This is a genomic window from Ensifer sp. ENS06, assembly GCF_014852205.1.
In the GTDB taxonomy this organism is placed as follows: Bacteria; Pseudomonadota; Alphaproteobacteria; order Rhizobiales; family Rhizobiaceae; genus Ensifer; species Ensifer adhaerens.
The window spans coordinates 321,048-341,182 of sequence record NZ_JACVBC010000007.1 but is presented as its reverse complement, the minus strand read 5'-3'; the positions used below and the strand labels follow the sequence as shown (position 1 = coordinate 341,182).

Below are 20,135 nucleotides of genomic sequence, written 5' to 3'. Positions count from 1 at the left end.
ACCGAGACGGCGCCGAACTCGCCCATGGCGCGGGCGTTGCACAAAAGCACGCCGTAAAGCAGCCCCCATTTGATGTTGGGCAGCGTCACATGCCAGAAGGTCTGCCAGCCCGATGCCCCGAGAGACAGTGCTGCCTCCTCGTCGCTACTGCCCTGTTCCTGCATCAACGGGATCAGCTCGCGGGCGACGAAGGGGAAGGTGACGAAGACGGTGGCGAGCACCAGGCCCGGCACGGCAAAGAGGATCTGGATGCCGTGGCTCTGCAGCCAGGGACCAAGGACACTGTGCGAGCCGAACAGAAGCACGAAGACGAGGCCGGAGATCACCGGCGAGACCGAGAACGGCAGGTCGATCAGCGTCGTCAGGAAGGCCTTGCCCTTGAACTCGAACTTGGCGATCGCCCAGGCGGCGGCCACGCCGAAGACGAGGTTGAGCGGCACGGCGATGGCGGCGACGATCAGCGTCAGGCGGATGGCGGAAAAGGTTTCGGCATCGCCAAGCGCCAGCACGAATTCCGTCACGCCCTTGCGCAGCGCCTCGGTAAAGACGGCGGCGAGCGGCAAAAGCAAAAACAGTGCGACGAAGGCGAGCGCCGTGATCGTCAGCGTCAGTCGGGCAAAGCGGCTTTCGGAGGTGGCGGCGGCCAGTTCCGGCAGGGCGGCGCGAGGGCCGGAGGCCGGACTGAGACCGGGACTGGGTGCTGAGGCGGCGGTCAGGTCATGCGACATAGACATATCTCCGCCGGCTCCAGGCCTGGATCGAGTTGATGAGGAGCAGCATGGCAAACGAGATCGCCAGCATGACAGCGGCAATTGCTGTCGCAGCCGCATAGTTGAACTCTTCGAGCCGGATGACGATCAGCAGCGGCGCGATCTCCGAGACATAAGGCAGGTTGCCGGCGATGAAGATCACCGAGCCGTATTCGCCGACACCGCGGGCAAAGGCGAGCGCAAAGCCGGTGAGGCCGGCTGGCAAGAGCCCCGGCAGCAATACCCGGCTGATCGTCTGGAAGCGGCTGGCGCCAAGGGTGGCGGCAGCTTCCTCCACTTCCTTGTCGATCTCCTCCATGATCGGCTGCACGGTCCTGACGACGAAGGGCAGGCCGACGAAGATCAGGGCAATGACGATGCCGGCCGGGGTGAAGGCGATCTTGATGCCAAGTGGTTCCAGGAACTGGCCGATCCAGCCGTTCGGGGCATAGAGCGTCGTCAGCGCAATGCCGGCAACCGCGGTCGGCAGCGCAAACGGCAGGTCGACCATGGCGTCGATCACCCGTTTGCCGGGGAACCGGTAGCGCACCAATACCCAGGCGAGGATGACGCCGAAGACGAGATTGATAACGGCAGCGATAAAGGCCGTGCCGAAGGAGATCTTCAAGGCATTGAGCGTGCGCGGATCAAGCGCCAGCGCCACGAACTGCGCCCAGCCGAGCCCGCTGGCCCGAAACACCAGTCCCGACAACGGGATCAACACGATCAGAACCAGCCAGCTCAGCGTGATCCCGAGCGACAATCCAAATCCAGGCAAAACACTCGGCTGGCGAAATCGCCAGGGTGCAGTCTTCGTCGCATCCGTCAATGGCACTACCTTTGCAGTCTTTACGCGGCACGATGAAACGCGCTTCGCTCGAGGGCTCGGCCCGGCGCGACGCGAAGCAGCGCGCGCAGCCGGGCTCGCCGGCTGCGCGCGCTGTTCAGGTTTTATTGGCCCGGCTTGTAGAGCGTGTCGAAGACACCGCCGTCGCCGAAGAATTTCGGCTGGGCTTCTTTCCAGCCGCCGAAGTCTTCGATGGTGACGAGCTTCAGTTCGCCGAACCGCTTGATATCGGCCGGGTCTGCCGCTGCCGGCTTGAACGGCCGGTAGTAGTGCTTGGCCGCGATCTTCTGGCCGGCATCGCTGTAGAGGTAGCCGAGATAGGCTTCCGCCACCTTGCGTGTACCCTTCGTGTCGACGTTGCCGTCGACGAGCGCTACGGGCGGCTCCGCCTTGATCGAGATCGACGGCGTGACGATCTCGAACTTGTCGGGGCCGAGTTCCTCGAGCGACAGGTAGGCTTCGTTTTCCCAGGCGAGCAGCACGTCGCCGAGGCCGCGCTGCACGAAGGTCGTCGTAGCGCCACGCGCGCCGGTATCGAGCACCGGCACGTGCTTGAAGAGCTCGGTCACATATTCCTGCGCCTTGGCGTCGTCACCGCCATTGGCGGAGCGGCCATAGGCCCAGGCAGCGAGGAAGTTCCAGCGCGCGCCGCCCGAGGTCTTCGGGTTTGGCGTGATCACCTGGATATCGGGCTTGACCAGATCGCCCCAGTCCTTGATGCCCTTGGGGTTGCCCTTGCGCACCAGGAACACGATCGTCGACGTGTAGGGCGCGCTGTTGTTTTCGAACTTCGACTTCCAGTCTGCCGGGATCTTGCCGGTTTCCTTGGCGATCGCGTCGATGTCCGCTTCGAGCGCCAGCGTCACAACGTCGGCCTGCAGGCCGTCGATGACCGAGCGGGCCTGCTTGCCCGAACCGCCGTGCGACGTCTGGATCGTCACGGTCTCACCGGTGTCCGCCTTCCACTTCTCGGCAAAGGCAGCATTGAAGTCCTTGTAGAGTTCTCGTGTCGGATCATAAGACACGTTCAGGATCGTCGTGTCGGCAAACGCAACACTTGCAGCTCCCAGCTGCAGGCCTCCGAGCACGATTGCCAGTCCCACCATTCCGGTAATTCGTCCAAAGACCATTTCGACCTCCATTGGTTACCAGATAAAACTATCAATTTTGTCGACTGCTACAACGTAAACCGATGACGCCAGAAGCAGCTATGGGGAAATGTCCTATCGTTTTGTCGGGCTTTTCGGGAACGGTTTGCCTGCAACCGCCTCCGCGACCGCGCCAAACCAACGACAGAATACATGGAGAGCGCGAAGCCGCTGTCCAGAAAAAATGCGCGGCGGCGGAAATATTTGGCGCGCATCTGCGAGGAGGCGACGACGGCCGTGCTCGGCCGGCTGAACGCCGAAGGCTTCCTCGGTTACTGGTCGGCGGTTGCCGGGGGCGAAGCGGCCGACTCTCGCGACCGCGGCTATGCGGACGGGCTGGTCGGGGCGGAAAAGGTGGTGTTTTCGAGGATGCTGACCGAAGCTCCCTGGGAGCGCACGCGGATCGCGAATGGATCGGTGATGGACGTCGTTTCAGACCTCAAGGCGTCCGGCGAAGGTGACATTCTCGTCAACAGCAGCGCCAGCCTCATTAAGTCGCTCCGTTCGGCCGACATGATCGACAGGCCCTATCTGCTGATCTGCCTGGAGATTGCAGGAGGTGGCGCGCGGCTCTTCGAGGACGGCCTGCCGGGCACGACGTGGCGCGTTGCGCACCAGGAGACGGGTGAGCGGGGCAAGATCGCGCTCGTTTATGACCGGGTCCGCTGAGCGCGGAGCGTCAAGAGTGGCGGCGCGGCAAACGCGCCGCTCAACTATGGCGACCGTCTAAAGCACGTGGCCGCGCGCCACCACCGGCCAGATATCCTTCAGCCTGTCGCCTTCGACGATATGGACGGCATCGAACATGTTGGTCACGACGCAGGCGTGGTTCGGCACGATCCTCAGCTGCTCGCCGACCTTGAGCCCGATTGGCCCGTCGGTGACGAGGCGGCCGTGTTCCTCAGAGAGCTGGTCGATGCGGATGTCGTCGCGGCCGAGCACGTGACCGTAGCCGGTGAGGCCGAGTAGATCCGAGGTCAGCACCTTGCTGCCGGCATCGATGATGGCGCGGTTCTCGGAGGGGACCGAGACGACGGTCGCAAGCACCGTCAGCGCGCACTCGTCCCAGCCGGCGACGCCGCGCGAAACCAGCGAGCGGTCGTTGTAGATATAGGTTCCGGGGCGGTATTCGCTGGCAACAGGCGCGCCGTCGGCATGCATCATGCTCGGCGTGCCGCCTGAGGTGATGGCGGGGACAATGATGCCGTCGGCCTCGATCAACTGCTTCGCCTCGCTCATGAAGGCCTGGACCTTCGCCTGGCCGTTGACGGGCGGATAGGTCATCAGGCCGCCGAACACGAGCCCCTTTGCCTCTTCGATCCGGCGGGCGAGCTTGGCGGCCTCTGCCGGGGAGCCGACACCGCAGCGATCGGCGCCGGTGTTGCATTCGACAAGCACGTGCAGCGGCTTGTCCTTGTCGGCGAAATAGCCGGCGAGCCCGTCGATGACCGTTTCGCTGTCGGCGACGACCGAGAGCGAAACGCGGTCATTGAGCCGCTCCAGCCGCGCCATCTTGGCGTCGCCGAGAATGTTGTAGGTGATCAGCACGTCCTTGATCCGGTCGCTGCCCGCAACCATTGCCTCCGCCTCGGTGACCTTCTGGCAGGTGATGCCGATGGCGCCGGCTTGAAGTTGAAGCTCGGCCATCTGCGGCAGCTTGTGCGTCTTGATGTGGGGGCGCACGCGAATGCCGTGCTCATCCGCATAGGCCTGAAAGCGCTCGATGTTGCGCTTGGCAATTTCAAGATCGACGAGAACGGCCGGGGTTTCGATCGGCAGGGGCATCGCGACTCAACTCCTCTTGGGCGGCGCAGGATCGGGGCGAAACTACCTCAACTGCCCTTGACAAGATATGACCGCGGGCCTTTGATACGTCAATCCATTATTCAAGATTATGATGCATAGTAATAGAATAATGGTGGGGAGGCTAAAAAAGGGAGGAATGAAATGAGCAAGACCGTTTTTGCAGCGGCTGCCGTCGCAGTCATGGCTATGGCCGGCTCGGCCTTGGCCCAGGAGCCGGCGAGCAAGCTGGACGAAGTTATCGCCCGCGGCCATCTGGTCATGGGCACCGGCAGCACCAATGCGCCGTGGCATTTCAAAAGCGCCGACGACAAGCTGCAGGGCTTCGATGTCGACATGGGGCGCATCATCGCCAAGGCCCTCTTCGGCGATCCGGAGAAGATCGAGTTCGTCAACCAGTCGTCCGACGCCCGCATTCCGAACATCACCACCAACAAGGTGGACATCACCTGCCAGTTCATGACGGTGACCGGTGAGCGCGCGCAGCAGATCGCCTTCACCATTCCCTACTATCGCGAGGGCGTGGGCCTGATGCTGAAGGCCGACGGCAAATATGCCGATTACGCTGCGCTCAAGGCCGGCGGCTCGTCCGTCACCGTATCCGTCCTGCAGAACGTCTATGCCGAGGCCATGGTGCATGCCGCCTTGCCGGAAGCGACGGTCGACCAGTACGAGTCCGTCGACCTTATCTATCAGGCGCTGGAATCCGGTCGTGCCGACACGGTCGCCACCGACCAGTCGTCGCTCGCCTGGTACATGACGCAGAACCCCAACCGCTACAAGGATGCGGGCTACGGCTGGAACCCGCAGACCTATGCCTGCGGCGTCAAGCGCGGCGACCAGGACTGGTTGAACTTCGTCAACACCGCACTGCACGAGGCGATGACCGGCGTCGAGTTCGATTTCTATGCGAAGTCGTTCAAGACCTGGTTCGGCAAGGACCTTGCTCCGCCGCAGATCGGATTCCCGGTCGAGTACAAGTAAGCCTCTCCGGGGCGATCCCGCCGCCTGCGGGGTCGTCCTCCGTCCTTCGGCATGGGTGGCTGAAACATGGGCTATACTCTGAATTTTGCCGCCGTCTGGCGCTCTTTCGATCTTCTGCTCGAAGGGCTGGCGCTCAGTCTCGGCCTCGCATTCGCGGCAATCCTTGCGGGTTGCCTGATCGGTCTCGTCACCGCTTTCGGGCTGGTGTCGAAAAACCTGTTCCTGCGCAAGCCGGCCGGTCTCTATGTGACCGTCATCCGCAACACGCCGATCCTGGTGCTGGTGCTGTTCAGTTACTTCGCCTTGCCGCAGCTCGGCGTCAGGCTCGGCAAGATCGAGAGCTTCGTGCTGACGCTGGCGATCTATTCCGGCGCCTATCTCGCCGAAGTCTTCCGCGGTGGGCTGCTTTCAGTTCCGCCGGGGCAGCGCGAGGCGGGGCTGGCGATCGGGCTCACGGAAATGCAGATACGCACCTCGATCATCCTTCCCTTGATGCTGCGCAACGTCCTGCCATCCTTGAGCAGCACGATGATCTCGCTGTTCAAGGACACTTCGCTTGCAGCCGCGATCGCAGTACCCGAACTGACCTTCGAGGCGCGCAAGATCAATGTCGAGACCTTTCGGGTGATCGAAACCTGGATCGTTGCGAGCTGCCTCTATGTCGCCACCTGCTCGGTATTGGCTGCCTTGATGCGCGCGGTCGAGCGCCGTCTCTCCGTGCCGAGGTGATCGCCATGGATTTTCCAGCATTTCTCGACCAGCTCTGGCTCGCCCGCATTCCCTTGCTGAAGGGGCTTGGTGTCTCGATCTCGATCTCCTTCCTGTCGATCGTCGTCGGAACGGTGCTCGGCGTCTTCGTCGGCCTGGCGCTCACCTATGGCTATCGCCCGGTGCAATGGGTCGTGCGAGGCTATACGGATTTCATCCGTGGCACGCCGGTGCTGGTGCTCGTTCTGGCGAGCTACTATGTGCTTAGCACCGTCGGTATCGATCTCGGGCCCTTCCAGGCCGGCATCCTGGCGCTCTCGGTCTTCTGCAGTTCGCATGTCGGCGAACTCGTCCGCGGCGCCCTGCAGGCGATCCCGAAGGGGCAGACGGAGGCGGCGAAAGCCATCGGCCTGACATTCTCGCAGACCTTCGTCTACGTGCTCGGGCCGCAGGCGTTGCGGCAGGCGCTGCCGGCCTGGGTCAATACGGCGGCCGAGATGGTCAAGGCCTCGACGCTTCTGTCGATCATCGGCGTCGCCGAGCTTCTGCTTCGCACCCAGGAGCAGATCTCCCGCAGCTTCATGAGCCTGGAGTTCTATTTCTTCGCCGGCTTCCTCTATTTCGTCATCAACTACAGCATCGAGCGTTTCGGCCGTTACGTCGAACGCAAGACCGCTGTTCCATCCTGAGGCTTCGGCTCCGATGACCCAGACACTGCTTGAAATCCGTGACCTCCACAAACGCTACGGCGCCGTCGAAGTGCTGAAGGGCGTCGACTGCACCATGGCGCAAGGGGAGGTCATCTCCATCATCGGCTCCAGCGGCTCGGGCAAGACGACGATGCTGCGCTGTATCAACATGCTGGAGGAGTTCCAGGGCGGCTCGATCCGCATCGACGGCCAGGAGATCGGCTACGAGACCGTGGGCGGCCAACGCCGCCGCAAGAAGGAAAAGGAAATCGCCCGCCAGCGGGCGATGACCGGCATGGCCTTCCAGCAGTTCAACCTCTTCCCGCATATGACCGCGGCCAGAAACATCATGCTCGGCCTGATGAAGGTCCGCGGTATGGGACGCGATGAGGCGCGGGCGGTTGCCGAGAAATGGCTGGACCGTGTCGGGCTGCTCTCACGCATGGATCACTATCCCGGCCAGCTCTCCGGCGGCCAGCAGCAGCGCGTGGCGATCGCCCGGGCGATCGCAATGAACCCGAAGCTGATGCTGTTCGATGAAGTGACCTCGGCGCTCGATCCGGAACTCGTCAACGAGGTGCTGCAGGTGATCAAGGGGCTTGCCGAAGACGGCATGAGCATGCTGCTCGTCACCCACGAAATGCGCTTTGCCTATGAGGTCTCGACGCGCGTGATCTTCATGAACCAGGGCCGCATCGGCGAAGAGGGCAACCCGAAGCAAATGTTCGTGAAGCCGCAGACCGAGCGCCTGGCGGAGTTCCTGAAAAGCTCGTCGTTCAATTGATGTGGGGGCTATGATCGGGCCGGCCGCCGCGGCAGCGACGGTCGGCTCTTGTTCGTCGCGAAAGGCTCAGCCTTTCGCCAGCGACCGGCCGCTTTGCGGATCAAAGAGATGCAGCGCATCCGCCTCGATGCTAAAGGCGCGCTCGTCACCGGCCAGAAGCGAGCTGCGCGGTGGCAGGCAGGCGGTGATGCGCTGCTCACCGATCCGTGCCGTGGTGACAAGTTCTGGGCCTGTCAGTTCGACCACTTCGACGCGCGCCTTGAATTGCGGCGCAGTCTCGTCGCTGGAGGCCAGCCGCAGCGCTTCTGGGCGGATGCCGATCTTGACGCGCTGACCATCGGAGACCACACCGCGAAAATGGGGCGGCAGGGCGATTGCCTGATCACCGCCGGCGATCGTCACCTGGCCCTGAGCAACGGTCGCATCCAAGATGTTCATCGGCGGCGAGCCGACGAAGCCGGCGACATAGAGCGTGGCGGGCCGGTCGTAGATCTCTTCCGGCGTGCCCAGTTGCTCGATCCTCCCGTCGCGCATGACGGCGATACGGGTCGCAAGCGTCATCGCCTCGATCTGGTCGTGGGTGACGTAGACGACAGTCGTCTTCAGCATCTGGTGCAGGCGCTTGAGCTCGGTGCGCATTTCCATGCGCAGCTTGGCGTCGAGGTTTGACAGCGGCTCGTCGAAGAGGAAGACCTGCGGATTGCGCACCAGTGCGCGGCCGATCGCGACGCGTTGGCGCTGGCCGCCGGAGAGCTGGCTTGGCTTGCGCTCGAGCAGGTTCTCGATTTGCAACAGCTTGGCGGTTTCTTTTACCGCCTTCTCGCGTTCCGCGACCGGAACCTTGCGCATCTCCAGGCCGAAGCCGATGTTCCGCGCAACGCTCATGTTCGGGTAGAGCGCATAGGACTGGAACACCATGGCGATGTCGCGATCCTTCGGATGCGCGCCCAGAATTGAGCGCTCGCCGATGCGGATGTCACCGCCGCTTGGCTCCGCCAGTCCGGCGATGATGTTGAGAAGCGTGGACTTGCCGCAGCCGGATGAGCCGAGAAGGACCAGGAACTCGCCGCTTTCGAGCGCGATGTCGATGCCCTTCAGCGTCTCGACTTCGCCATAGCGCTTGTGAATGTTCTCTATGGCAATAGCGCTCATGCGCCGGTCTCCTGAAGGTAGGACGAAAGCGGTTGGCCGTAGCTGCGCGGCAGGGTGGAGATCGCCTCGGAAGCGATGGCGACGCCGGTGCGCAGACAGGCTTCGAGCGGCATTTCGGCGGCAAGTGCCGCGAGGAAGCCTGCATTGAAGACGTCGCCGGCGCCGATCGTGTCGACCACGGTGACGACGGGTGCTGGCGACGATGAAAGGCGGCCTTCCGCGTCAATGGCGATCGCGCCGTGTGGTCCGCGCTTGACGACGACGATCGCGTCTTCGGGCATATGTTTTCGGAGTTCGCCTGCCGCCTCGGCCGGGTCGGTGACACCCGTCAGCGTCGTCGTTTCGACCTCGTTGAACAGCGCGAGCCGGCAGCGCTTCATCCAGCCGATGGTCGCGGCGCAGTTCGCCTCCGTCCAGCCGTCGAGCGGCCAGCCAGTGTCGAGTGCCACCGCAATGTCGTGCGCATCGGCCCAGTCGAAGAAACGATCGTATTCGGCCGTCAATGCGTCCGTCAGGAACGAGCCGGTCAGAAGCGCGTAGCCGCCGCGCAGCTTCTCGCCCTCGAGCATCGCCCGGACTTCCTCGAAGGTGAGGAGCGGCAGATGTCCGCGCGTGGTGAAGAAGGTGCGCTCGCCGTCGGGATGGGTAATGCCGACCGAGAGCGTGGTCCCGACATTTTCGACCGGCCACGCCTCGGACCGCTCGGGAAAGGCCTGCCTCAGCCAGGTGCCGAACTGGTCGTTGCCGACATTGGCCGCGATTGCGTAGTCGACGCCGAGCGAATCCCAGGCGAGCGCGCTGTTGCCGGCGCAGCCGCCGACGCGCAACTCGTCATGGTCGACGATGATTTCGGTTCCAGCTTTCGGCCAGGGGGCCGCCGGCCCGAGGATGAGGTCGACATTGGCGTTGCCGACCACGGCAAGAGGACGCATCGTTATTCGCTCCGGGTAATCTTGGTCGAGCGCACGGGGGTGCCGGCATTTTCGACGCGGGCCGCCGCAAAGGCGATCATGAAGGACTGGGCGACCGGCAGCATGGCAAAGATTGCCGCGAGGCCAGTGGCCGGCGCAAAGGGAATGGTGGTGACACCATCGCTCGCCGCCTCGCCGGAAGCGTCGAAGACGATGACCGGCGAACCGGCTTCGGCGGCCGAGATCGCCATAGCGCGAACGAGCCCGGCGGTTGCATCCGCTCCACGGAAGAGAACGACGCCAACCGAAGGGCCGAGCATTTCCATAGGCCCATGCCGGAGCTGACCGCCTTCGAGCGAGAAACAGGGCAGGCGCGAGAGTTCGGTCAAGCCGAGACCGATCGCCTCTGCGAGGCCCTGCAGGCGACGGCCTGAAGTGACGACGGAGCGGACGTTGCTCAGGGCGGCAAGCGCTGCGGACGTATCCGGCGATTGCGGGTTTTCCAACGCGGAAAGCGCTTCGCCGGTGTCATCGCCGAGGGCTGCGAGGACGGAGAGGTGCAGGGCGAAGCTGATTGTCAGGCTGCGGGTAGCAGCAAAGGCCTTTTCGGTGCCGCCGACGCCGACCAGCGAAGGCGCGTTGCTGGCGAGGAAGGAGCCACCTTCCAGCGTCAACCCGAACGTGTGCGGCGTTCCGCCATCGGTCTCGGCGAACCAGCGCAGCACTTCGGCGCTTTCGCCGGACTGCGAAGTGATGAGGATCGTCTTGTCCTCGATCGACAGCGGCTGGCCGAGCTGCTCTGAAAGCGGCAGGGCGACGGCGTCGATGCCATGAGCGCGGTAGAGCGGTTCGACAGCGCGGCCGACCGCATGCGAGCCGCCCATGCCGAGCAGCAAGAGTTTGCCGGTCGCTTTCAGCGAGCGGGCAATCTCTGCGGCGCGCGGCGCTGCGCCGCGGACGGAGGCGACCGCATCGGCGGCCTGGCGCGCCATTTCACGATCGATTGCGGCGAGCCCTGCGGGGCGTTCCGAAGTGGTCATGGCCGTCATCCCTTCACACCGCCGCTGGTAAGCCCGGAGATCAGGGCACGTTGCATGACGAGGCCGATCAGTACCGGGGGCAGGGCGGCCAGCACCCCGGCTGTGGCGATCAGCCCGTAATCGGAGACACGGCCGCCGGCGAGATCGGAAATGGCAACCGTAAGCGTCTTGGCGCGCAGGTCCGACGTGAAGAGCAGCGCGTAGAAGAATTCATCCCAGGCAAGCAGGAAGGCAAAGAGTGCCGATGTCGCCATGACGGGTGCTGCGAGCGGCAGGGTGATGAGCCTCAGGATCTGGTCGAGGCGGGCGCCGTCGATCATCGCGGCACTCTCGATCTCCTTGGGAATGGAATCAAAGCCGGATTTCAGCAGCCAGGTGGTGAAGGGCGCGAGGATGGTAAGGTAGACGAGGGCCAGGCCGAACACCGAATTCAGAAGCCCGAGATAGGCAAGCCCCATGTAGAGCGGCACTGCGAGCGCCACCGGCGGCAGCATGTAGGTGGCGATCACCGCATAGAGCGACCAGGAGACATTTGACGTGCGCGACACCGCCCAGGCGGCCGGCATGGCGACCGCGATCGCTGCCAGCGTCGCCATGCCGGCGACCTTCAGGCTGTTGAACAGCGAAGCGGTAAAGGCCGCACCCGCGCTGTTCTCGATCGTCGAGAGAAGCAGCCGGTAGCGCGAGAGGTCGATTTCCTCCGGCCACCAGTTGAGCGGCTTCGCCGAGAGGTCGGCGGCCGACGAGATGCTCATGACGAAGAGCCAGAGGATGGGGGCGAGAATGATTGCCGCCAAGAGCAGTGCTGCCGCATAGACGAAAACGGTAAAGAGTGGGCTTTGGCGTTCCATCACGAGGCTCCCGCGGCTTTGCGCACCATGGCCGCGTAGGCAACGGCGAGCACGGTGACGAGCAGGGTGACGATCAGCGCCAGCGACGCGCCGGATCCCGCCCGCTGGAAGGAGAAGGCTTCCTGATAGACCAGGATCGACAGGGTGCGGGTGCTGTTGGCCGGACCACCGCGCGTCATCACCCAGATGAGGTCGAAGACCTTGAACGCCTCGATGGTGCGCAGCACCAGCGCAACCAGCAGCGGGCCTGCGAGATAGGGCATGATCACGTAGCGGAAACGGTTGAAGGGCCCCGCGCCATCAACGAGCGAGGCGGCGGTGATATCTCGCGGCACGGCCTGGAGGGCGGCAAGCGCGATCAGCGCGACCAGCGGAAAGTTCTTCCAGCAATCGGCGACGATCAATGCCGCCAGCGCCGAGCCGGGTTCGCCGAGCCAGGAGCGGTAGCTGTCGATCACTCCGAACTGCAACAGGGCGGCGTTCAGCGCGCCGTATTCCGGGTTGTAGATCAGCCGCCACAGCGTGGCATTGACCACGGTCGGCAGCGCCCAGGGCAGGATCATCAGGGCTCTGAGCGCCGTGCGGCCGCGGAATTGCTGGTTGAGCAGCAGGGCTGCGAGCACGCCCAGCACCATTTCGGCGGTAACGGAGACGACCGCGAACCAGGTCGTCGTGATGAACGCACGCTGGAAATTCGAGCCGCCAAGCATCTTGGCATAATTGTCGAAGCCGACGAACGTGCCTTCGGTGCCGACGAGCTTGGCGTCGGTGAAGGAAAGCCTGATCGTGTCGATCAACGGCCAGCCGATGACGGCGATCATCACCGCCAGCAGTGGCAGCATGAGCAGCCATGCGCGCGTTGTTATCCAGGTGCCGGACATAGGATGGAAACCTTCTCGGGCCTAGGGAGCCCCGTCATGCTATCGCATATTGCCCCGGACCGTAATCGACCCAAGCGAATGATGCGCCAAATCAAAGTGTTAAAGCGTTGCGGCGGCGCCGCCAATTCCCGCGGTCCCCGGGCGGTTTCCCGCCCGGGGCTTGGGAGGGCGGCTCAAAGGCCGCTGTTTTCGGCCGCCGTCTTCAGGGCGTCTTCGGCCGAGGCTTGGCCAAGAAGCGCTTCCTGGATCGCCTGTTGAAGGGCGGTCGAAAGTTCCTGGTACTTGGGGGTCGTCGGACGCGGATACATGGCAGCGAGGCCAAGCTTGGCAGCACCGATCAGCTCTTCCTGGCCCTTGGTGACGCTGGCGTCCTCATAGGAGGAGGCCCAGATCGGCAGGCTGAGCTTGGCGTAGGTGTTCTGCGTCTGCTGCGAGGTCATGTAGACGATGTACTTCCAGGCATCGTCCGGGTTCTTGCTGGTCGAGGTGACGCCGAGGCCCATCGAGCCGTTGACAGCCGAGACTTCGCTCTTGCCGGCCACGCCCGGTGCCGGCACGACGCCGACCTTGCCCGCGACCTTGCTTTCCTTCGGATCGTTGGCGAGGTTGTACATGTAGGTCCAGTTGAGAGCGAAGGCGGCTTCGCCGTTCTGGAACACCTTGCGCACGTCCTCCTCCAGGAATTCCTTGGAGTTCGGGTTGGTCAGGCCCGAGGTGTAGCTCGTCACCATGTAGTTGAGCGCGTCGAGACCGCCGCCAGAGGTGAAGGCCGGCTTGCCGCCATCGATGAACTTGCCGCCATAGGCGCTGACAAGCGTGGTGTAGTCGCAGATCGCGGCTTCGGCCTGCGACCAGCTCCAGGCGATCGGGGTTGCGAGCAGACCCTTGTCCTTGATGACCTTGGCCTGTTCGGCAAGCTCGTCCCAGGTCTTCGGCGGTGCCTTGATGCCGGCCTTCTCCAGGATTTCCTTGTTGTAGAACAGGTACTTGGTGTCGAGGATCCAGGGCATGCCGTAGCGCTTGCCGTCATATTCGACCGTCGTCCAGGCGCCGGGCAGCACGCCGGACTTCATCTCGTCGGTGATGCGGTCGGTGACGTCGACGAGCACCTTGTTGGCGGCATATTCGGCCGGCCAGATCACGTCGAAGAGCACGACGTCGTAGCCGCCGCCGGAGCCCTGTGCCAGCACGGTCTTGTCGTGCAGGCCTTCATAGGGAACGAATTCGAGATTGACCTTCACATCCGGGTTGGCCTTGGTGAAGGCCTCGGTCATGGCGCGTACATCCGCCTCGCTATAGGCGGCCTGCGCCATGAACAGTGCGTTGAGCGTCGTTTCAGCATGCGCGTGGCCAGCGAATGAGACGCCGGCAAGGGTCGCGCAAAGCAGCGTCGTTCTTATGGATTTCAACATTCCTACCTCCCAATGACATAAGCGTTTCAGATTTCCCGGCATGCCTTATGCGGCACGCCGCATGCGAGAAGTCCGCTCTTCACAAAGCGGCTGTCGACATAACAATTGGAGCGCTCGCGGTCGGTCCTGCCGCCGCTGTCGTTCCCCCGAAGCTCTTTTCGGCTTCTATTAAGTCAATTGTCTTGACTTATTTTTTGTTCAATATTCTAACAGTGTCAAGAGGGGTTTTTGGATGAACGATATGCGCCTGATCCGGGCGAAGAGCGGCACCAATCAGGAGGGGACGAGCGCGCATAACCGCCGCGTCATGATCGACGCGTTGCGACTGAACGGCCAATTGTCCCGCGCGGAACTTGCCCGCGCGACGGCGCTGACGAAGCAGACCGTTTCCAACATCATCGAGGATCTGGAGCGCGACGGGCTGGTCGAGTCACTGCAAGCAGTGCGTAATGGCCGCGGGCAGCCTTCGACGCCCTACCGGCTGGTGCCGGAAGGCGCGTTCGCAATCGGGCTGCAGATCGACCGGCACGTGACGCGTACGATCGCGGTCGATCTCGTCGGCCGGGTGCTCGCCCGCGGCGAGGCCAACCTGCCGGCCGGCGGGCCGGCGACCGGGGTCAGGACCATCCTGGAGCTGATCGAAAAGACCCGCCGTGACCTGACGGCGCTTGCGCCGCATTCGGAGGATCGCCTGGTCGGGCTTGGTGCTGCCATGCCGGGTCCCTTCGGCGTGGAGGCCGATGCCGACGACCCCTGGATGATGGCCGCCTGGCAGAACTTTCCGTTGCTCGAAACGCTTGCCGCGGGCACCGGGCTCGATGTCGGCCTGCAGAATGACGCCGCTGCAGCCGCCACCGCCGAGCGTATGGTCGGGGCGGCGCATGGCGTCGATCATGCGATCTGCATTTACTTCGGCTATGGCCTCGGCGCGGGCCTGATCCTCAACGGCGAACTCTATCGCGGCGCGAACGGCAATGCCGGCGAGATCGGCATGATCCTCAGCCTGCCGCGCGGGGCCAGCTCCGACGAGCGCATGCCGCTCGAACACCGCGCCTCGATCGCTTCGCTGTGCAAGCTTCTCGACCTCGACCCGGCCGATCCGGACCTCTATGCACGCATCGATGCTGTGGCAGAGAGCCCCGACCAAAGGCTGCTGCGGTGGATCGACGCCGCTGCCTTTGAAATGCGCGCGGCTGTTCAGGCGCTGGAAACGATCTTCGACCCGCAGACGGTGATCCTCTGCGGTGGCCTGCCGCCGGGCCTTGCGCGCCTGTTGACCGACGCGATGATGCCGCTGCTTCCGTCGATCGCCGACCGGCGAGACCGTACACTTCCTCGGCTGCAGGTCGGCTTCACCGACCCCTGGGCGGTGGCGATCGGCGCTGCCGCCGAGCCGATCAGCCGGACCTTCGATCCGCGCTTTTCCGCGATCCTCAAGACCCGGGCCGGCGCCGCCGTCTGACCGCCGGCTTTAGACGATCAGGTCCGGGGTTCGTCCAGACGGGCGAGTTCCGCAAATTCGGTGCCGAGAAAATCGAGCAGGGCGCGGACGGAGGGAAGCAGGCCGCGCCGCGACGGGAAGGCAGCATGAATGATGCCGGCCTTCGGCGCCCAATCGGGCAGCACGTCGACAAGCGTGCCGTCCTTCAGGTCCTGCCGCACGACCATGGTCGGCAGCTGGCAGATGCCGACGCCGTTGAGCGCGGCGAGCCGCAGGGCCACCATGTCTTCGGTTACGAGGCGTGGCCGATGTCGGACGATCGCGGTCGCGCCGTTGGGACCGTCGAGCCGCCAGTCGTGGCTTTGGCGGTCGGGGTTCCAGGCAAGGCTCGGCAGGCCGCCGAGATCCGCCGGTGCCGGCGGGTTGCTCAAACCGGCAAGCAGCCTGGGGCTGGCGACCAGCCTTTGTTTGCTCTCGGCGAACCGCTTGACGACGAGATCGCTTTCCTCGAGCGGCGGGAAGCGCACGCGGATGGCGACATCGATGCTTTCGCGCAGGACGTCGACGCGGCGATTGGTGCTTTCGAGCACCACCTCGACCTTCGGGCATTCGGCCATGAAGCGCGCGATCATCTCGCCCACCTGGAAATAGACGACCGACGACGGGCAGCTGACATGAACCACGCCCTGCGGTTCGGAACGGGTGCGGTCGATCATTTCCTGCGCCGCCTCGGCCTCCACCAGCATGGCGACGCAGTGGCGGTAATATTCCCGTCCGATCTCGGTGATGACGAAGTGGCGCGTCGAGCGCTGCACCAGCCGCACCCCGAGGCGCTCTTCGAGAAGGCCGATGCGACGGCTCAGGCGCGAGCGCGGCATGTTCAGTTTCCGGGCCGCGGCGGCAAAGCCGTTCTGTTCGACGACGTCGACGAACAGCTTGAGATCGTTCAAATCCTGCATGGGCGTTTGTCCTGTTTTCAGGACACTGTAGACCGATATGGCTGTCTACCGCCAGATTTGGTGCAGACGTATCTTCCCTCCAACGCTCTCGCTGACATGGCGAGACCAAGGAGAAACAGCCATGAGAAAGATACTCGGCATCTTCGGGAATGCGCATCCGCATTGGGTTGGTGATGGCTTCCCGGTCCGTTCGCTGCTGGCGCGCGACCGCGCCGGCGATCATGTGAGCCCGTTCCTTCTGCTCGACTATGCTGGGCCGATGAATTTTGCCCCTGGTGTCACGCCGCGCGGCGTCGGTGTGCATCCGCACCGCGGCTTCGAGACGGTGACGATCGTCTACCAGGGCGAGGTCGACCATCGCGACTCCGCCGGCAATGGCGGCCATATCGGTCCGGGTGACGTGCAATGGATGACGGCTGCGGGCGGTATCCTGCATGAGGAGTTCCATTCGGAGCGCTTCACACGCGAAGGCGGCACGCTCGAAATGGTGCAGCTCTGGGTCAACCTGCCGGCCGCCCACAAGAGTGTCGATCCCGGCTACCAGACCTTGCTCGATCGCGACATTCCGACGGTCAGCCTGCCGGATGGTGCGGGATCGCTCAGGGTGATCGCCGGAAGCTACGCCGGAACGCAAGGGCCGGCGCGCACCTTCACGCCAATCAACCTCTGGGACCTGCGCCTGAAGCAGCGAGGCTCGCTCAGCCTCGATCTACCCGAGGGCCATTCGCTCGGCCTCGCGGTCCTGCGCGGTAATGTGCTCGTCAACGGTAGCGATCTTGTGGGAGAGGCGCAATTCGTTCTCTTCGGCCGCGACGGGGGCGGCATTACGCTGGACGCCAATTCGGATGCGACGGCGCTCATCTTGACCGGCGAACCGATCGACGAACCGGTCGCCATGTACGGCCCCTTCGTCATGAACACCGAACAGGAAATCAGGCAGGCGATGACGGACTTCCAGTCCGGTCGATTCGGCAAGATCGCGAGCGTTTAGCCGCGCGAGACCGCATCGCGAACACGGAATGAACCACGACTGAACAGGAGACCGGGCGGTGCCGCCCCTCAATCCCAACGCCGAAGCGCAGGTATGCGCTTCGGGGAACCCGAACGCATGCCTGCTTCCCGAATGCAGCCATGCGATCAAGCCAACAAGGAGCAAGACCATGACACCTGCAAACTTCAACGGACAGCGCCCGGTTATCGATCCCGATGATGCGGTGATGCTTTTGATCGACCATCAGAGCGGCCTGTTCCAGACCGTCAACGACATGCCGATGCCGAAGCTTCGGGCCCATGCGGCAGCGCTTGCCAGCATGGCGACGCTGACGAAAATGCCGGTCATCACCACGGCCTCCGTGCCGCAGGGCCCGAACGGCCCGTTGATCCCGGAAATCCATGCCAATGCCCCGCATGCCAAGTATGTCGCCCGCCGCGGCGAGATCAACGCCTGGGACAATCCGGACTTCGTCGCCGCCGTCAAGGAAACCGGCCGCAAGACCCTGATCATCGCCGGCACGATCACCAGCGTCTGCATGGCCTTCCCGGCGATCAGCGCCGTGCATGACGGCTACAAGGTCTTCGTGGTCGTCGACGCTTCGGGCACCTATTCGAAGATGGCTGAGGAGATCACCCTTGCCCGTGTCGTTCAGGCCGGCGTGGTGCCGATGGATACGGCAGCGGTCGCCTCCGAACTGCAGCGCACATGGCACCGCGACGACGCCCAGCAGTGGGCCGAGATCTACACCAAGATCTTCCCGGAATATCAGCTGCTGATCGAAAGCTACCTCAAGGCCCAGCAGGTCGAGAAGGATCAGGAACAGCTCGACTCGCAGCGCGGCTAAGGCCCGCGTCGGGCAAGAGAATGAAACACCCACGGCAGATATCCTGCCGTGGGTGTTTTGTCTTGATGATTAGCGGCGGTCGATTTCCAGAATGGTCTGGAACAGCACTTCTGCGCCGCGGGCGCATTCCTCGGGCGCGGTATATTCCGCCTCGTTGTGCGAGAGCCCGTCCTTGGATGGCACAAAGATCATGGCAGTCGGGGTGATTGTCGCGATATGGGCGGCATCATGCCCGGCGCCGGAGACCATGTCGGTCGCCGAATAGCCGAGCGCTTCCGTGCTGGCGCGCACGGCGTCGATGATTACGGGATCGAAAACGACAGGCGCCTTCGACCAGATGTGGTTCAAGGCGACACCTGGCCCAGTCTTGCGGACAGCCTCTTCAAGGGCCGCTTGCATCTGATTGAGCCCCGTCTCGGAAGGATGGCGCATGTCGATCTGGAGCCGAACGGAACCGGGCACGACATTGCGCGAATTCGGCCCCACCTCGACGAAGCCGACGGTGCCCACACCCGGCGGGTTTTGACGGGCGATGTCGCGGACGGCAAGGACGATCTCGGCCGCCGCAACAAGTGCATCGTCGCGCTGCGCCATCGGCGTGCTGCCCGCATGCGCCTCCGTGCCCGTGATAGTGACATCGAACCAGCGCAGCCCTTGGATGCCCGTGACGACACCGACCTCGGTCGCCGACGCTTCGAGCAGCGGCCCCTGCTCGATATGGAGCTCGACATAGGCGGCAAAGGAAGCTGGATCGATCTTGGCCTCGCCGCGATAGCCGATCGCATCGAGCGCCGCACCGACCGTGATACCTTCGCGGTCGGTGCGCGCCTGGGCGTCATCGAGCGCCAGCGCGCCGGCAAAGACGCCGGAGCCCAGCATTGCCGGCGAGAAGCGGGAGCCTTCCTCGTTCGTCCAGTTGACGACCACGAGCGGATGGCGAAGCCGGGTGGCGCCTTCCTTGAGGGTGCGCAGGATTTCGACACCGGCGAGCACGCCGAGGATGCCGTCGAAGCGGCCGCCCTGCGGCTGGGTATCGAGATGGCTGCCGACGGCGATCGCCGGCAGCGACATGTCCTCGCCGGCATAGGTCGCAAAGATGTTGCCGATGGGGTCAATCTCGACCGTGCAGCCGAGCGCGCGGCATTCCGCGACATACCAGTCGCGGACTTCACGATCCTCCTCGGTCAATGTCAGCCGCGTGACCCCGCCCTTGTCCGCAGCACCGAAGCGCGCGGTCGAGACGATGTCGGCCCACAGCCGGTCGCCGCTTGTCGCCGGCGTGTTGATGCGGCTGGTTTCGCTGCGCATGGCTTCGGCGCTCATTTCTGCTGCTCCGGCGCGTCCTTGTTGAGCCGATAGCGGAAATCGCAATGGGAGGCGCCCTGCATTACAGTCTGGGTGCGCTCCAGCGTGATGCGCGGGTCGTAGCCGGTGCAGAAGACGCCGTCGCGGTTGCAGGACAGCAGGTGTCCGATATGGCCGAGGCCCATCTCGCGATAGGTCTCGGCGTAGCGACAGCGCTTGACGTTGTAGTGGAATTCCTCGTCCGTCGCCTTGGTGACCTCGATGACCAGCGCGTCGTCCTGGGTCCAGAGATCCTGAAGTTCCTGGAAGGTGCGCAGGTTGGTGCCGCCGGGTGTCTTGGCGGCAAAGGTCCGGCCCGCCTCGATCGCGGCCTTGGTGATCGCCTTGTCGAGGATCGCCTGGGCGCGCTCCTCGCCGATCTCCTCGCGCATCGCCTCATAGATTGGCGCGATGATGCCGGCCTCGATGCGGCGGCGCGCGAGAATTCCGATCTCGCCATCCATCGCGACGCGCGAGTCGGCGTTTTGATTGTCCGTGTTTTCCATGCAATGCCTCCCTGTCTGCCTAAGGGCAGAAGAACAGGGGCAGTTTACTACGCTGTCGATGCTTCCGTGTTGCAAATCCGTACCGGAA

At 63.8% G+C, this 20,135-nt stretch carries 21 protein-coding genes; 8 read left to right on the top strand and 13 right to left on the bottom strand.

Going from position 1 to position 20,135, the window contains the following annotated elements; all coding sequences use genetic code 11:
* The 3 genes from IB279_RS24195 to IB279_RS24185 all read right to left on the bottom strand — a co-directional run.
* On the bottom strand, positions 1 to 728 hold a 728-nt coding region (locus IB279_RS24195; protein WP_192339878.1), incomplete at its 3' end, for a sulfate ABC transporter permease.
* Positions 718 to 1,578: a sulfate ABC transporter permease subunit CysT gene (cysT, locus tag IB279_RS24190; RefSeq protein WP_210336617.1), complete on the bottom strand. Its 861-nt coding sequence runs from the start codon at positions 1,576 to 1,578 to the stop codon at positions 718 to 720. The genes IB279_RS24195 and cysT, both read right to left, overlap by 11 nt.
* 122 nt (positions 1,579 to 1,700) lie before the next feature.
* Positions 1,701 to 2,738, bottom strand: coding sequence for a sulfate ABC transporter substrate-binding protein (locus IB279_RS24185; protein WP_371589933.1), 1,038 nt, complete (start codon positions 2,736 to 2,738; stop codon positions 1,701 to 1,703).
* A gap of 159 nt (positions 2,739 to 2,897) precedes the next feature.
* Between IB279_RS24185 and IB279_RS24180 the strand changes: the two genes are divergently transcribed.
* On the top strand, positions 2,898 to 3,413 hold the full coding sequence (locus tag IB279_RS24180; RefSeq protein WP_192339876.1) for a dihydrofolate reductase family protein: 516 nt from the start codon (positions 2,898 to 2,900) through the stop codon (positions 3,411 to 3,413).
* A gap of 57 nt (positions 3,414 to 3,470) precedes the next feature.
* Here the strand turns inward: IB279_RS24180 and IB279_RS24175 are convergent, their stop codons facing one another.
* Positions 3,471 to 4,529 (bottom strand): D-TA family PLP-dependent enzyme, encoded by a 1,059-nt coding sequence (locus IB279_RS24175; protein WP_090296052.1) that lies wholly within the window; start codon positions 4,527 to 4,529, stop codon positions 3,471 to 3,473.
* 162 nt (positions 4,530 to 4,691) lie between these two features.
* Here IB279_RS24175 and IB279_RS24170 point away from each other — a divergent pair, with 162 nt between their 5' ends.
* The 4 genes from IB279_RS24170 to IB279_RS24155 all read left to right on the top strand — a co-directional run bounded on the left by IB279_RS24170 (position 4,692) and on the right by IB279_RS24155 (position 7,712).
* Positions 4,692 to 5,531: a transporter substrate-binding domain-containing protein gene (locus IB279_RS24170; protein ID WP_060521812.1), complete on the top strand. Its 840-nt coding sequence runs from the start codon at positions 4,692 to 4,694 to the stop codon at positions 5,529 to 5,531.
* A 66-nt stretch (positions 5,532 to 5,597) separates the two neighbouring features.
* Positions 5,598 to 6,260 carry an amino acid ABC transporter permease gene (locus tag IB279_RS24165; protein ID WP_060521811.1) on the top strand — a complete coding sequence of 221 codons (663 nt, stop codon included), beginning with the start codon at positions 5,598 to 5,600 and terminating at the stop codon, positions 6,258 to 6,260.
* A gap of 5 nt (positions 6,261 to 6,265) precedes the next feature.
* Positions 6,266 to 6,928 (top strand): amino acid ABC transporter permease, encoded by a 663-nt coding sequence (locus tag IB279_RS24160; RefSeq protein WP_034799100.1) that lies wholly within the window; start codon positions 6,266 to 6,268, stop codon positions 6,926 to 6,928.
* Positions 6,929 to 6,941: 13 nt separating this feature from the next.
* Complete coding sequence (locus tag IB279_RS24155) at positions 6,942 to 7,712, top strand: amino acid ABC transporter ATP-binding protein (RefSeq protein WP_034799101.1); 771 nt, start codon at positions 6,942 to 6,944, stop codon at positions 7,710 to 7,712.
* Positions 7,713 to 7,778: 66 nt separating this feature from the next.
* On the opposite strand, the gene IB279_RS24150 is transcribed toward IB279_RS24155, so the two are convergent.
* The 6 genes from IB279_RS24150 to IB279_RS24125 all read right to left on the bottom strand — a co-directional run bounded on the left by IB279_RS24150 (position 7,779) and on the right by IB279_RS24125 (position 13,959).
* A complete protein-coding gene (locus IB279_RS24150) occupies positions 7,779 to 8,864 on the bottom strand; it encodes an ABC transporter ATP-binding protein (RefSeq protein WP_192339874.1) in 1,086 nt (361 codons plus the stop codon).
* Positions 8,861 to 9,796 carry a carbohydrate kinase family protein gene (locus IB279_RS24145; RefSeq protein WP_060586063.1) on the bottom strand — a complete coding sequence of 312 codons (936 nt, stop codon included), beginning with the start codon at positions 9,794 to 9,796 and terminating at the stop codon, positions 8,861 to 8,863. The genes IB279_RS24150 and IB279_RS24145 overlap by 4 nt, the downstream gene beginning before the upstream one ends.
* A gap of 2 nt (positions 9,797 to 9,798) precedes the next feature.
* Positions 9,799 to 10,815: an SIS domain-containing protein gene (locus IB279_RS24140; RefSeq protein WP_089043819.1), complete on the bottom strand. Its 1,017-nt coding sequence runs from the start codon at positions 10,813 to 10,815 to the stop codon at positions 9,799 to 9,801.
* A 5-nt stretch (positions 10,816 to 10,820) separates the two neighbouring features.
* Complete coding sequence (locus tag IB279_RS24135; protein ID WP_192339872.1) at positions 10,821 to 11,666, bottom strand: carbohydrate ABC transporter permease; 846 nt, start codon at positions 11,664 to 11,666, stop codon at positions 10,821 to 10,823.
* Positions 11,666 to 12,547: a carbohydrate ABC transporter permease gene (locus IB279_RS24130; RefSeq protein ID WP_034799121.1), complete on the bottom strand. Its 882-nt coding sequence runs from the start codon at positions 12,545 to 12,547 to the stop codon at positions 11,666 to 11,668. The genes IB279_RS24135 and IB279_RS24130 overlap by 1 nt, the downstream gene beginning before the upstream one ends.
* Positions 12,548 to 12,720: 173 nt before the next feature.
* Positions 12,721 to 13,959 (bottom strand): extracellular solute-binding protein, encoded by a 1,239-nt coding sequence (locus tag IB279_RS24125; RefSeq protein ID WP_034799124.1) that lies wholly within the window; start codon positions 13,957 to 13,959, stop codon positions 12,721 to 12,723.
* Between the two features lie 232 nt (positions 13,960 to 14,191).
* Here IB279_RS24125 and IB279_RS24120 point away from each other — a divergent pair, with 232 nt between their 5' ends.
* Positions 14,192 to 15,421 (top strand): ROK family transcriptional regulator, encoded by a 1,230-nt coding sequence (locus IB279_RS24120; RefSeq protein WP_034799127.1) that lies wholly within the window; start codon positions 14,192 to 14,194, stop codon positions 15,419 to 15,421.
* Positions 15,422 to 15,438: 17 nt separating this feature from the next.
* On the opposite strand, the gene IB279_RS24115 is transcribed toward IB279_RS24120, so the two are convergent.
* Entirely contained in the window at positions 15,439 to 16,359 is a 921-nt protein-coding gene (locus IB279_RS24115; RefSeq protein WP_060601599.1) for a LysR substrate-binding domain-containing protein, read from the bottom strand.
* A gap of 121 nt (positions 16,360 to 16,480) precedes the next feature.
* On the opposite strand from IB279_RS24115, the gene IB279_RS24110 reads away from it, so the two are divergent.
* Both IB279_RS24110 and IB279_RS24105 read left to right on the top strand, forming a co-directional pair.
* Positions 16,481 to 17,350: a pirin family protein gene (locus tag IB279_RS24110; protein ID WP_034799131.1), complete on the top strand. Its 870-nt coding sequence runs from the start codon at positions 16,481 to 16,483 to the stop codon at positions 17,348 to 17,350.
* A gap of 169 nt (positions 17,351 to 17,519) precedes the next feature.
* Positions 17,520 to 18,197, top strand: coding sequence for an isochorismatase family protein (locus IB279_RS24105; protein WP_034799134.1), 678 nt, complete (start codon positions 17,520 to 17,522; stop codon positions 18,195 to 18,197).
* 69 nt (positions 18,198 to 18,266) lie between these two features.
* On the opposite strand, the gene IB279_RS24100 is transcribed toward IB279_RS24105, so the two are convergent.
* A complete protein-coding gene (locus IB279_RS24100) occupies positions 18,267 to 19,520 on the bottom strand; it encodes a Zn-dependent hydrolase (RefSeq protein ID WP_244495271.1) in 1,254 nt (417 codons plus the stop codon).
* Positions 19,517 to 20,047 (bottom strand): L-2-amino-thiazoline-4-carboxylic acid hydrolase, encoded by a 531-nt coding sequence (locus IB279_RS24095; protein WP_060521802.1) that lies wholly within the window; start codon positions 20,045 to 20,047, stop codon positions 19,517 to 19,519. Before IB279_RS24095 ends, IB279_RS24100 begins: the two co-directional genes overlap by 4 nt.
* Positions 20,048 to 20,135 lie beyond the last annotated feature (88 nt).